12 protein-coding genes are annotated in these 12,533 nt (G+C 66.1%); 8 read left to right on the top strand and 4 right to left on the bottom strand.

Going from position 1 to position 12,533, the window contains the following annotated elements; all coding sequences use genetic code 11:
* Positions 1 to 9: 9 nt before the first annotated feature.
* Both XH83_RS21100 and XH83_RS21105 read left to right on the top strand, forming a co-directional pair.
* Positions 10 to 777, top strand: coding sequence for an SDR family oxidoreductase (locus tag XH83_RS21100; protein WP_194402698.1), 768 nt, complete (start codon positions 10 to 12; stop codon positions 775 to 777).
* A gap of 20 nt (positions 778 to 797) precedes the next feature.
* Complete coding sequence (locus tag XH83_RS21105) at positions 798 to 1,829, top strand: L-idonate 5-dehydrogenase (RefSeq protein ID WP_194402699.1); 1,032 nt, start codon at positions 798 to 800, stop codon at positions 1,827 to 1,829.
* On the opposite strand, the gene XH83_RS21110 is transcribed toward XH83_RS21105, so the two are convergent.
* A complete protein-coding gene (locus XH83_RS21110; protein WP_194402700.1) occupies positions 1,819 to 2,712 on the bottom strand; it encodes a DUF3280 domain-containing protein in 894 nt (297 codons plus the stop codon). The two genes, XH83_RS21105 and XH83_RS21110, sit on opposite strands and share 11 nt — an antisense overlap.
* Positions 2,713 to 2,906: 194 nt before the next feature.
* Here XH83_RS21110 and XH83_RS21115 point away from each other — a divergent pair, with 194 nt between their 5' ends.
* Complete coding sequence (locus XH83_RS21115; RefSeq protein ID WP_194402701.1) at positions 2,907 to 4,289, top strand: HAMP domain-containing sensor histidine kinase; 1,383 nt, start codon at positions 2,907 to 2,909, stop codon at positions 4,287 to 4,289.
* Positions 4,286 to 4,948, top strand: a complete 663-nt coding sequence (locus XH83_RS21120; RefSeq protein ID WP_194402702.1) for a response regulator transcription factor — start codon at positions 4,286 to 4,288, stop codon at positions 4,946 to 4,948. The genes XH83_RS21115 and XH83_RS21120 overlap by 4 nt, the downstream gene beginning before the upstream one ends.
* 12 nt (positions 4,949 to 4,960) lie before the next feature.
* On the opposite strand, the gene XH83_RS21125 is transcribed toward XH83_RS21120, so the two are convergent.
* Entirely contained in the window at positions 4,961 to 5,923 is a 963-nt protein-coding gene (locus XH83_RS21125; RefSeq protein WP_194402703.1) for an MBL fold metallo-hydrolase, read from the bottom strand.
* A gap of 43 nt (positions 5,924 to 5,966) precedes the next feature.
* Complete coding sequence (locus tag XH83_RS21130) at positions 5,967 to 6,950, bottom strand: VOC family protein (RefSeq protein WP_194402704.1); 984 nt, start codon at positions 6,948 to 6,950, stop codon at positions 5,967 to 5,969.
* A 140-nt stretch (positions 6,951 to 7,090) separates the two neighbouring features.
* On the opposite strand from XH83_RS21130, the gene XH83_RS21135 reads away from it, so the two are divergent.
* The 4 genes from XH83_RS21135 (at position 7,091) to XH83_RS21150 (ending at position 11,594) form a co-directional block, all read left to right on the top strand.
* Positions 7,091 to 7,882, top strand: coding sequence for a DNA-binding transcriptional regulator (locus XH83_RS21135; RefSeq protein ID WP_194402705.1), 792 nt, complete (start codon positions 7,091 to 7,093; stop codon positions 7,880 to 7,882).
* Positions 7,883 to 7,958: 76 nt separating this feature from the next.
* On the top strand, positions 7,959 to 9,467 hold the full coding sequence (locus tag XH83_RS21140) for a bifunctional 3-(3-hydroxy-phenyl)propionate/3-hydroxycinnamic acid hydroxylase (RefSeq protein WP_194402706.1): 1,509 nt from the start codon (positions 7,959 to 7,961) through the stop codon (positions 9,465 to 9,467).
* A gap of 24 nt (positions 9,468 to 9,491) precedes the next feature.
* On the top strand, positions 9,492 to 10,343 hold the full coding sequence (locus XH83_RS21145; RefSeq protein ID WP_194402707.1) for a fumarylacetoacetate hydrolase family protein: 852 nt from the start codon (positions 9,492 to 9,494) through the stop codon (positions 10,341 to 10,343).
* Positions 10,344 to 10,382: 39 nt separating this feature from the next.
* A complete protein-coding gene (locus XH83_RS21150; protein ID WP_194402708.1) occupies positions 10,383 to 11,594 on the top strand; it encodes an ABC transporter substrate-binding protein in 1,212 nt (403 codons plus the stop codon).
* A 4-nt stretch (positions 11,595 to 11,598) separates the two neighbouring features.
* On the opposite strand, the gene XH83_RS21155 is transcribed toward XH83_RS21150, so the two are convergent.
* A complete protein-coding gene (locus tag XH83_RS21155) occupies positions 11,599 to 12,441 on the bottom strand; it encodes a hypothetical protein (RefSeq protein WP_194402709.1) in 843 nt (280 codons plus the stop codon).
* Positions 12,442 to 12,533 lie beyond the last annotated feature (92 nt).

Genomic DNA, 12,533 nt, shown 5'->3' on the forward strand with positions numbered 1-12,533 from the left:
CCTTCCGACATGAGCACTTCCCTGTTCGATCTCTCCGGCCGCACCGCGCTCGTCACCGGCTCGTCCCGCGGCCTCGGCCGCGCCATCGCCGAGGGCATGGCGAGGGCCGGCGCGAAGATCATCATCAACGGCGTCGATCCCAAACGCGTCGAGCAGGCCGTCGCCGAGTTTCGCGCCGCCGGCCACCAGGCCGAGGGTGCCGCGTTCAACGTCACCGACGAGCCCGCCATCGTCGCCACCTTCAACGATTTCGACAAGAAGGGCATTGCAGTCGACATCGTCGTCAACAATGCCGGCATCCAGCACCGCAAGCCGCTGGTCGAGTTCACCACCGACGAATGGCGCAAGGTGATCGAGACCAACCTCACCAGCGCCTTCGTGATCGGCCGGGAAGCTGCCAAGCGCATGATCCCGCGCAAGCACGGCAAGATCATCAATATCGGCTCGCTCGGCAGCGAGCTCGCCCGCCCCACCATCGCGCCCTACACCGCGGCCAAGGGCGGCATCAAGAACCTGACCCGCTCGATGGCGGTGGAATGGGCCCAGCACGGCATCACGGCCAATGCGATCGGCCCCGGCTACATGCTGACCGACATGAACGAGGCGCTGGTCAGCAACGCCGACTTCAACAACTGGCTGATGGGCCGCATTCCCTCCAAGCGCTGGGGCAAGCCGGACGAGCTGGTGGGCGCCGCGATCTTCCTGGCGTCGGATGCCTCAACCTATGTTAACGGCCAGATCATCTATGTCGATGGCGGCATGATCGCCGCGATGTGACCTGCGAACAGGAGCAAGCCATGCGCGCCGTCGTCATCCATGCCCCCAAGGATTTGCGGATCGACAGCTATCCCGACCCAGCGCCCGGCCCGGGCGAGGTCCGCGTCAAGATCGCCAATGGCGGCATCTGCGGCTCCGACCTGCATTACTATCATCACGGCGGTTTCGGCGTCGTGCGCATCCAGCAGCCGATGGCGGTGGGCCACGAGATCGCCGGCGTGGTCGCTGCGGTCGGTGATGGCGTCACGGCGGTAAAGCCGGGCACGCGCGTCGCGGTCAATCCAAGCAAGCCGTGCGGGATGTGCCTGCATTGCCAGGAGGGCATGCGCAACCAGTGCCTCGACATGCGCTTCCTCGGCAGCGCGATGCGCTTTCCCCATGTGCAGGGCGGCTTCCGCGAATTCATCACGGTCGACGCCACGCAGGCCGTGCCGATCGCGGACAAGCTCTCGCTTGCGGAAGCCGCGGTCGCCGAGCCGCTCGCGGTGTGCCTGCACGCCGGCAAGCAGGCCGGCCCCCTGCTCGGCAAGCGCGTGCTGATCACCGGGTGCGGCCCGATCGGCGCGCTGATGATTTTGGTGTCGCGCTTCGGCGGCGCATCCGAGATCGTGGTCACCGATGTCGCCGAGGCGCCGCTCGCGGTTGCGCGAAAAGTTGGCGCGACGCACGCCATCAACGTCGCGGCCGATGCCACGGCGCTCGATCCCTGGCGCGCCGGCAAGGGCGTGTTCGACACGCTGTTCGAAGCCTCCGGCAATCAGGCCGCACTTCGCGCCGCGCTTGACGTGCTCAGGCCCGGCGCGACGCTGGTGCAGCTCGGCCTCGGCGGCGAGATGACGCTGCCGATCAATTCCATCGTCGCCAAGGAATTGCAGCTGCGCGGCACCTTCCGCTTCGACCCCGAGTTCGAGCTCGCGGTGCGGCTGATGGGCGAAGGCCTCATCGACGTCAACCCGCTGATCACGGCCACCATGCCGTTCGAGAACGCGGTCGCCGCCTTCGAGCTCGCCAGCGACCGCTCGCAGTCGATGAAGGTGCAGCTTACTTTCTAGCTCCTTCCGCGGCCTGCTGGCTTTCGATCAGCCGGTCGCTGACCAGCCGAACCGCACCGCGTTTCCAGGAATAGTCCGCGCCGAGGCGCAAGCCACTGTCGCCGCGCGCTAAAACCGCGCCGGTGCCGGCATCGCGCAGCTGGAAGCCGAGCGTGTATTCGGTGCGGCTGACCCGCCGCACCACGCCGATCAGCGATTGATCCGCACCGAGCTGTTTCGCAATCGCGGCCTCGCAACCACCGCAGTCGCGCAAGGCGCGCGCCTTCACTGCCTCGCCGCCCGCGCCGCCGACGTCGACGATGCGGTAGCGGCCGGACTGGCCGAGGACGTCGCGCACGCCGCCGGTGACGTCGGCCAGGTTCGATACATCTGAAGCGGCCAAGGCACCGACTGACGCGGCCGTCATGTCCTCGAGCTCGAAATCGAACACGGCCAGCGCAACCGGCGCGGGCGTTGCAAGCGCCGCCATGACCTCGCGGGAGACGAAGATCTCGGCGCGCTCCCATGATTCGTCATTGTCGCCGCGGAAGGTGTAGAGCTTGTCCATCACGAGCTTCCTGGCGCCGACGTCGATCACCGCGATCTTGGCCCATTGCACCAGCGTGCTCGTCTTCTGGATGCCGCCGATCACCTTGAACGCGGCCCCGTCCTGGGCCGAGGCCACCAGCCGGTAGCGCCCGCCCTCGCCAATATCCCGCCTGAGCGCGGCCATGAACGCGGACAGCCGCCGCTCGTGGGCCGCGGTCTGGTTGGCCGGCTCGGCCGACGTGTCGGTATAGCTGAAATCGTCCATGGCAACGCCGATGGCGGCCTCGGCGGCAGCCGGCGCACACGGCAGGACGAAGAGGAGCAGAGCAGGAAGGATCGATCGGGAGAGGTGCATGAGCGGGGCCTCGCGAGAACAAGCGGTTCGCAAAATCTCCGCGGCAGGCCGGGGCCCTGCAACGGCCGGCGTCCCGGCGAGCCCCGGGAAAATTTCACGACATTGCACTGCGGTAACGCGTGGTGCTTTGCGTGGCTGGCGTTCTGCCGTTTAATGCAGAGGCGACAAAACCGTTCGCGCAAGGTGCTCCCCCGATGTGGAACCGCCCGAGGTTCGATCTCAAGGTCCGTCTGACGTTGCGCGTGGCCGCCATAACGGCTGCCTGCTTCGCCGCGATCTCCGCCTATTTCCTGATTGCCGCCGACCGCGACGCCCATGCGCGCATCGACAGCATCGCCGCGATCGTGGCGAAATCGCTGGAGCTGCAGCAAGGCAAGATCCAGTGGGTGGCCGGTCCGCGCGACTTCCCCAACCTCGACCCCGTCGCCGCCTATGTGATGACCCCCGGCCTCTGCCTGGCCTTCCGCGGCGCGAGCGGCGAGATGCTGCAGCGGTTCTGCAGCGGTGCGCCGGCTCCGGCGAGCCCGCCGCCGCAGGCCTTTACCGCTTTCTATCGCAGCCTGTTCGACCCAGGCCGCGAGGCGGCGCGGCCCGTGATCGTGCGCGGCGCCAAGCTCGGTGAGACCGTGGTGTCGGTCGATCCCGCGGTGCAGACGGCGGAGGCCTGGCACGAGGCCGGCCGTCTGATGATTGCGCTGGCGATCGCGCTGCCGCTGTTGTGCCTCCTGGTCTACGCGGCGCTGGCGCGCGCGCTGCGCCCCACCCGCCTGATCTGCACCGGCCTCGAGCGGATCGCGGCCAACGACCTCGCGGCGCGGCTGCCGCCGTTCGATCTCGCCGAGCTCTCCGCGATTCGCGACGGCTTCAACCATCTCGCCGAAAGCCTCGACAATGCGCTGGCCGAGCGCAGCGAGCTGACGCGCAAGCTGATCGCACTGCAGGACGACGAGCGCCGCCATCTCGCCCGCGAGCTGCACGACGAGTTCGGCCAGTCGCTGGCTGCGATCCGCGCGCTCGCCTCCTCCGCCCGCCAGACCGCCGCGCAGGACTGCCCCGCCCTGCTCGGCGAATGCGACGGTATCGCGCGGACCGCGACGGACATGATGGAGACGCTGCGCGGCGCGCTGTTCCGGCTTCGGCCTCCCGATGTCGAGGAGCTCGGACTCGTTGCCAGCCTCGAGGGCCTCGTCGCGGGCTGGAACGGACGCAGCCGCGGCGAGACGCGCTTCACGATCCAGTTCGAGGGGGCGTTCGAGACCCTGCCCGCCGCGATCAGCGCCAACCTCTACCGCATCGTGCAGGAGGCGCTCACCAACGCCGCCAAGCATGCCGGTGCCACCAAGGTCGGCCTGCATCTGACGATGGCAGCCGACGAGATCGCCCTTGCCATCGACGATGACGGCCGGCCCAGCGATGCCTCGAGCAAGTCAGGCATGGGCCTGCTCGGCATGCGCGAGCGCGTTGCCGCACTGCGCGGCCGCATGACCTTTGAAGTCGGCCAGAACGGGGGCTCGGCGCTGCGCGTCGTCATTCCGCTCGCCGCCGGCGAGCCGCAGGTGCTGGAGCATGCGGCATGAGTGCTGCCGATGCGTCGATCCTGCTGGTGGACGACCATTCCGTGGTCCGCGAAGGCTATCGCTCCGTGCTCCAGAAGCAGCCGGGCCTGCGTGTCATTGCCGAAGCGGCCGACGGCGCGGAGGCCTACCGGCTGTATAAATCCGAGACGCCCGATCTCGTCATCATGGATTTGAGCATGCCCGGCATCGGCGGGATCGAAGCGATCAGGCGGATCAGGCAGTGGGACAAGGGCGCAAGGATTCTCATCTTCACCATGCACCAGAATGCCGGCTTCGCCGTGCAGGCGATCCGCGCCGGCGCGAGGGGCTACGTCACCAAGACCAGTCCGCCGGAAACGCTGGTGCGCGCCGTGATGGACGTGCTCGCCGGCAAGATCGCGATCAGCCCCGACATCGACCACGAGCTGGCGCTGAGCCGGCTCGGCGGCGAAAGCTCGGCCGCCGACGTCCTCACCGCACGCGAGTTCGAGGTGCTGCGGCTGCTGCTCGCCGAGAAGACGACCGACGAGATCGCCGAGACGCTCCATGTCAGCCCAAAGACGGTGGCGAACCTGCATTCGCTGATCAAGGACAAGCTCGGCGTCGGCTCCGACATCGAGCTGGTCCGCCTCGCGCTGCGCCAGGGCCTGTTGACGGAGCCCGATCTCGGCGAAGCCTGAGCGGTCACCTGCCTAAGGCGCAAGCCGCGTTCCATCGGGTGCAAATGCCTCGACCGTGTCGCCGATCGCGAACGACATCATGTCGCGCCCGACGAGCAGAGGTCCCTTGTAGCTCGTACGGGTGCGCAGGATCAGCGGCTCCTCCGGAATGTCGGCGACGGGCTTCACCGTGCCGAACACAATGTGGGAGTATACGGCGAGCTTTGGCCTGGCGGACGCAAAGATCAGGCCCGCCTCCTCTGGCGAGGTGTGGTGCGCCTGAATGTCCTTGTAGACCGGACTCCTGACCAGCAGCTCTGGCTCGATCACGGCGACCTCGTGGATCAGCAGATCGGCGCCCTCCGCCGCCTTCGCGACCCGCTGATCGTACTTGGTGTCGCCTGACAAAACCACTTTATGGCCGCCATACTCGACGACGTAGCCGAACGACGGTTTGATCTTCTCGCCGTGATTGACCTCGATCGCGGAGACCCTGACACCGTTGCTATCGTAAACGGGCCCGGCTTCTATGTCCTTTGCGGCAAATCTGATTGCTTCGGGATCGAGGTGCTCGTCATCGATACGAATGCGGATGTCGTCGGCAAAGGCCTTTGTCAGGTTCTCCGCCATCGCGACGGAGCCCTTGGGCCCATAGAGCTTCATCGGTCCCTTGCGGGACGCCCAGGGCGTGGCGAGCCAGCCGGTCAGCCACATATCGGGAAGGCCGACGAGGTGGTCGGAATGCAGATGGGTGATGAAACTCGCCGTGATCGCGCCGAGCGGGATCTTCAGCTTGTAGAGCTGCATAGTCGAGCCGCGGCCGAGATCGAACAGCAGCTTCTCGTTGCCTGCCTCCACCAGCGTCGAAGCACTGAAGCTGGTCGGACGCGGAGTCGGAACCCCGGTGCCGAGCAGCGTCACCTTGATCGGTTCGGCCGAGGCGGCGATCGTCAGCGCGAGCAGCACGACGCCTGCCCGCAAAATAGTCTTGAGCATAGTCTTGTTCCCCGAGAGTCAGATTATTGCAGTGTCGCCACGTTCATTCGCGCGCGACCACCTGGTCCAGCCACGCGCAGTTCAGCGGCGGCACGCGCGGGTCGGCGACGCGGACGCCGCGGGCCGCTGCATCCAGCCGCATGTCGCGCAGGCGCTTGCGCTGCTCTTCCGGCATATGGAGCCGTTCGTGTCCCCACAGGGACGGGCCGTCAAAAGTCTCGTGCGGCTGCCAGGTGTCGGGATCGATGACGCGCGCGCCCCAGCCATATTCGATGAAGAAGCCGGACGGCGTGTTCACATAGAATGAGGTCATGTGGTCGTTGGTGTGCCGTCCCAGCGTGTAGGCGACGCGGCCCTCTCCGAGCTGTGCCAGATCGTAGCCCTGCCCGACATCGTCGAGACTTCCGAGCTCGACCATGAAGTGATGCAGTGCCTTCCGCCCGGAGCCGACCATCGCAAAGCTGTGGTGGCGGCCGTTGACGTGGAAGAAGTACAACCCATAGGGCTTCAGCCCGAAATCCGAGACGTGGAAGCCGAGCACGTCGCGATAGAACGGCAGCAGCGGCTCGACATCCTCCACGTTCAGCACGACGTGCCCCATGCCGAGCGCACCAGTGCGAAAACCCGAGATCGGGCGGCCCGGCTTGAACGGCTCGATCGCCAGTTCCGGCTCGCAGAAAGCCTCGAGCCGATTGCCCGCGGGGTCAGTGAACCAGATCAGCTCGGTGACATGCCGCTCGTCGGCGAGCGCGCGCGCCCCGCGCGTCACCTTGACGCCCTGGCTTTCGAGCCGTCCCGCCAATTGATCAAGCTCTGCCGTGGACGGAACTTCCCACCCCATCACCGCAAGGCCTGCGTCACTGCTGCCATCGACGATGAGCCGCTGCTTGCGGTCGTCCATGCGGAAAGCGCGCATCTTGCCGCCGCGATCGACCTGCTGCATGCCGAGCAGCCCCGTTGCCATCTGGCCCCACTGGTCGAGCTGCGATGAGTTGATGCCGATATAGCCGAGCGCGGTGATTTCCATCGAAGTCCTCCAGAAGGCATCGCGCCGCAAGACGGCGAACTTGATACCGGCTGCGCGCGATCTTAACGTGGTGTTCCGCAATCGCTTCGCGTTCGCAACGATAATCGCGGGACCGTGCACCACAAGGGAGGAAATGCGAAGTGTCCAAGGAGCGGACGGGGCCGGGCGCGCCGCGGCAGTCGGAGGGCGTCCGCGCCTTCAAGCGCGGGCTTGACGTACTGCGCGAGGTCAACCGCTCCGGCGGCATCCGCGCAGGCGACGTCGCCCGTGCGCTCGACCTGCCCCGTCCAACCGTCTACCGCCTGCTCGAGACATTGGAGGAACTGGGATATATCGCGCGCAGTGCCAGCGATGACCGCTTTCGGGTGACCCGGCGAGCCCTGAGCCTCGGCGACGGCTACGATCCCGGCGTGGTGATTTGCCAGGGGGCGGCGCCCTACCTCGCCGAGCTCAGCAAGACCCTGGTCTGGCCGGTCGATCTCTCCACGTATGAGAACGCTGCGATGGTCGTTCAGGAGACCACCCACGCGCGCAGCCCGCTCTCGATCGACCGCGGCATGATCGGCAAGCGCCTGCCGATGCTGCGCACCTCCGCCGGCCGGGCCTATCTCGCCGCCTGCCCGCCGCGCGAACGGGACCTCATCATCAATCATCTGCGCCGCATCGACGAGGCCGACGACCGTCCGTTTCTCGATGCAGCGCGGCTCGATCGCATGATCGCCGAGACGCAGGCGCGCCGCTACGCGATCCGAAGCGAGGGCGAGTTCAACCCCAAGACGGCGTCGATCGCGGTGCCGATCGTGCGGGATGGAGCCGTCTTCGGCTGCATCTCCATCATCTGGATTCGCTCGGCGCTGCGGATCGACGAGGCAATTGCGCAATTTGCAGCGCAGCTTCAGGAGACGGCTGCGGCCATTCCGGTCGACGTCTAGGCCGATCCGTCCGCTGGGCGGACACTTCGGCCAGCGGCGTTGATGCTGCGACGCGGCTTGGGGAAGAAATAGCCCCATGCAGAATAAATCCGCCCCCGAAGAGTTCGATGTCGCGATCGTCGGCCGTGGTCCGGTCGGCGCCACCCTCGCCAACCTGCTGGGCCTGTGCGGCATCCGGACCTTGGTGCTGGAGCGCGAGGGGCAGACCTACCATTTGCCGCGCGCGGTCCATTTCGACGACGAATGCATGCGCGTGTTCCAGACCATCGGACTCGCCGACGCCATCCTGCCCCACGTGATCCTCAGCCCCGGCATGCGGTTTCTGGACGCGGGCGGCAAGATGCTGTTGGACTGGTCGCGGCCGCAGAATTTGACGCCGATGGGCTGGCATCTCAGCTATCGCTTTCACCAGCCGGATCTGGAGGATGTCCTGATCGGCGGTCTTGCCCGCTTTCCCCACGTCATCTTGCACGGCCGCTGCGATGTGTTCGCACTCGATCAGGATGAGCATGGCGTGCGTGTCCGCTACGAAGACCTCACGAACGGACAACTCACCGAGGTCCGCGCCCGCTATGTGATCGGCTGCGATGGCGCCCGGTCTCTGGTCCGCCGCTTCATCGGCTCCGGCATGGACGATCTCGGCTTCCACGAGCGATGGCTGGTTATCGACGTGCTACTCAAGCGAGCGCGTGACGATCTAGGCGATTACAGCTTACAGCATTGCGATCCCAGACGGCCCGCGACCTATGTCCGCGGCACCGGAACGCGGCGGCGCTGGGAGATCACGGTTCTCGCGGACGAGGATTCTCACGAGATCGCGCAACCGGCAAAGGTCTGGGAATTGCTGTCGCGCTGGGTCACGCCAGATGATGCCGAGATCGAGCGCGCCGCGGTCTACACCTTTCATTCCGTGATCGCAAAGCAATGGCGGCATGGAAGATTGCTGCTCGCGGGCGATTCCGCGCACCAAACCCCGCCCTTCCTCGGCCAGGGCATGTGCGCGGGCGTCCGCGATGCCGCCAACCTCGCCTGGAAGCTCGACGCCATTATTCGGGGCGCCGCCACGGCCGATCTGCTCGACACCTACCAGAGCGAGCGCCTTCCGCATGTGCGCGAGTTCATCGAACTCGCCATCCGTCTCGGCGGCGTGATCAACACCAAGGCCATCGAAGCGGGTCTCGCTGCGGGCGAGGCTCGCGAGAACGCTCCGGTGAAGCTCGAGGTGAGGAAGCCCCTGCTCGGACCTGGACTGGCGCCCCGCGACATGCCGCTCGCGGGAGATCTGGCGCCGCAATTCGAGCTTCGGGACGGCAGCCGCAGCGACGATCGGGTGGGCTACGGCCATGCCCTGCTCGTCGCAGACACGTCGGCCCTTTCCTCGCGGCCGGCGCTTGTGCAGGCGGGACTCAAGATCCTGGCCAGCGACGATGCCGACGGCATCGGCGAGTGGCTGAGTCGGCACGGCATCATCGCCGCACTGGTTCGTCCCGACCGCTATGTGCGCGGCGCCGCGCGGAACGAGATCGAAGTCGACCAGCTCATCGGCGCCATCACGCCTCTCACCCACGTGCCGTCCGCGGCCTGACCAAGCATTTCTCAAGGACATCTCATGAAGCTCCTCTCTTTCACCGCTAGCGGCCGCGCCTCGTTCGGCGCCGCCAAGGACAACGGAATCGTCGATCTCGGCGCGCGCATGGCGCCCTGCTCCGCGCTGCGGCAGTTGCTTGAATCTGACGGCCTCACCGAAGCGGCAAAGCTCGTCGCCTCGACGGCGCCCGATCATCCGCTCGACAAGGTCAGCTTCGCTCCAGTGATCCCCGATCCCGGCAAAATCATCTGCGTCGGCCTGAACTACCGCGACCACGTCGCGGAGACTGGCCGCACGGTGACCGAGAAGCCTGCGCTGTTCGCGCGCTTCGCCTGCAGCCAGGTCGGCCATCTCCAGCCGATCGTGAAGCCGAAGGTGAGCGACGATTTCGACTATGAAGGCGAGCTCGCATTGGTCATCGGCAAGGCGGGCCGCCACATTCCGGCGACCCGCGCGCTCGATCACGTCGCCGGCTATTCCTGCTACAACGAAGGCAGCGTCCGCGACTGGCAGCGCCACACCAGCCAGTTCCTCTCCGGCAAGACCTTTGCCGAGAGCGGCAGCTTCGGCCCGTGGCTGGTGACGGCGGACGAGATTCCGGATCCATCGAAGCTCAGCTTGCAGACGCGCCTCAACGGCACCGTCGTGCAGGACACCAGGACCGACCTCCTGATCACCGCGATTCCCGAGTTGATCGCCTACATCTCCACAATCTGCCCGCTCGTCCCCGGCGACGTCATCGTGACGGGCACTCCGGGCGGCGTGGGCGCCAAGCGCACGCCGCCGCTGTGGATGCGGCCGGGCGACACCGTCGAGGTCGAGATTTCCGGCATCGGCACTTTGCGCAACACGGTGATCGCCGAACCGGCCTGAGCTTCGTGACCGACCAACCAACATAAATCAGGAAACGCCATGAACTCTTCTCGCTCGCTGTCTACCGCCATCATGCTGACGACGCTAGCGCTCGCATGCCCTGCCGCGCGCGCCGAGATCAAGGGCGAGACCATCCGCATCGGCCTGCTGACCGACATGAACGGCGTCTTCGCCACCGCGATGGGCCCGGGCTCGGTCGAGGCGGCGCGGATGGCCGCGGAGGAGTTCGGCGGCAAGATCAACGGCAAGCCGATCGAGATCCTGCAGGCCGATCACCAGAACAAGCCGGATCTGGCGGCATCGCTCGCCCGCAAATGGTTCAGCGACGGCGTCCAGGCGATTGCCGACGGCGGCAGCTCCGGCGCCGCCCTCGCCGTGCAGGAGCTGGTCCGCGGCAACGGAAAGATCTTCCTCGTCTCCGGCGCCGGCGCCAACCAGCTCACCGATGAGGCCTGTGCGCCGACCAGCGTGCAATGGACCCAGGACGCCTATTCCACCGCGACCGCCGTGGTCTCGGGCATCATGCAGACCAGCAAGGAGCCGTGGTTCTTCATCACCGGCGACTACGCCTTCGGCCATTCGATCGAGGCGACGGCACGAGCTCGCATCGGCGAGCTCGGCGGCAAGGTCGCCGGCGGCGTCAAGGCGCAGCTCGGCACGCCCGATTTCAGCTCGTTCCTGCTGCAGGCCCAGTCCTCGGGCGCGAAGATCCTCGCCATCAACGTGGCCGGAGACAATGCCACTGCGATCAAGCAGGCCGAGGAATTCGGCCTCGCCGATCAGGGCATCAAGATCGTGCCGATGTCGTTCCAGAACGTCGACATCGAGGCGGTCGGGTTGAAGGCAACCCGTGGCGACCTCATCGTCACCTCGTTCTTCGAGGACGTCTCGCCGGCAGCCAGGAAATTCTCCGATGCGTTCTTTGCGCGCCGAAAGGCGATGCCGTCGCAGATCCAGGCCGGCGTCTATTCCGCCGTGCGCCATTATCTGCAGGCGATCAAGGACACCGATTCCGACGACAGCGCAACCGTGATGGCCAAGATGAAGGCGACCCCGGTGTCGGACGCCTACACGCCCAACGGCCGCATCCGCGAGGATCAGCGCATGGTGCACGATCTCTATCTAGTCCAGGTCAAGACGCCGCAGGAGTCCAAAGGCCCCTGGGATTTCGTCAAGCTGGTCGCGACCATCCCGCCCGACCAGGCCTTCCGCCCGCTCGACCGCAGCAAATGCGGCTTGGTCGGCAAGTAGCAGCTTACGCCAGATAACGCACCAGCTGGCCTTCCATCGCATAGAGCGCGCAGAGCGCCAGGCTCGACCACACCGCGGCGCTGAAATACAGGAACATCCAGGTCAGCTCGCCTTTCCAGTGCGCGATGTCGTGGGTCACCACCCAGCGCGTCGAAACGTCATGCAGGCCTTCGAGGAAGCCGAGAAACCTGTTGCCCTCGGCGTGCCCTGCCCGCCAGCGGCTGAGATACATGGGAACGTCGACGGTGACGAGAAAGGCCAGGAAGCAGGCGATGCCGACGATGCCCGACATCAGCGCCCAGCGCACCACGCCCTGGAATTCCGGCATCAGGCGGCACAGCGCGATGCCGGCGAGGAAGAAGGTCACGGCCCACAGCGAATTCTCGATCGCGTTGAAGAGGAAGTTGGTCGTCACCACCGCGTACCAGGAGAAGCACTCCGCGATGATGATGATGGGCACGATCACGAGCGCGATGTTCACCGCGGTCTCCGCGCCCGTCATCTTGCCGAGCTGATGCAGGATAATGGCCCATTGCGCGACGAAGCAGAGCTCGGCCACGGTCGCGACGGTGCGGCCGACCACGACGCTCGACAGCCAGGTGTCGAACAGGCAGATGCGCTGCACGTCCGCGCGCGGCAGGAACGAGCGGAACGCGCAGCCGAACACATAGCCGGCGCAGAGCAGGAACATCAGCCCGATGTCCGAGCCGCCACCCGCACTTCCTGCGACCGTCGGGTAGAACTCGCGATACAGCATGAACCAGACCAGGATATTGGCCGCGCTCACGAGCGTGAGAGATCCCCACCACCACGCGAGGGGATTTGACCGCGCCTGCCACTGCAACATGAGCCGCTCCAGAAATTATCGATGAATTATCGATCTGACATGTCGACGTAATAATCCTGTCACAAGACGGCATGCAATCACGACAAAAATCC

It is taken from the genome of Bradyrhizobium sp. CCBAU 53351, from assembly GCF_015291745.1.
Taxonomy (GTDB): Bacteria; Pseudomonadota; Alphaproteobacteria; order Rhizobiales; family Xanthobacteraceae; genus Bradyrhizobium.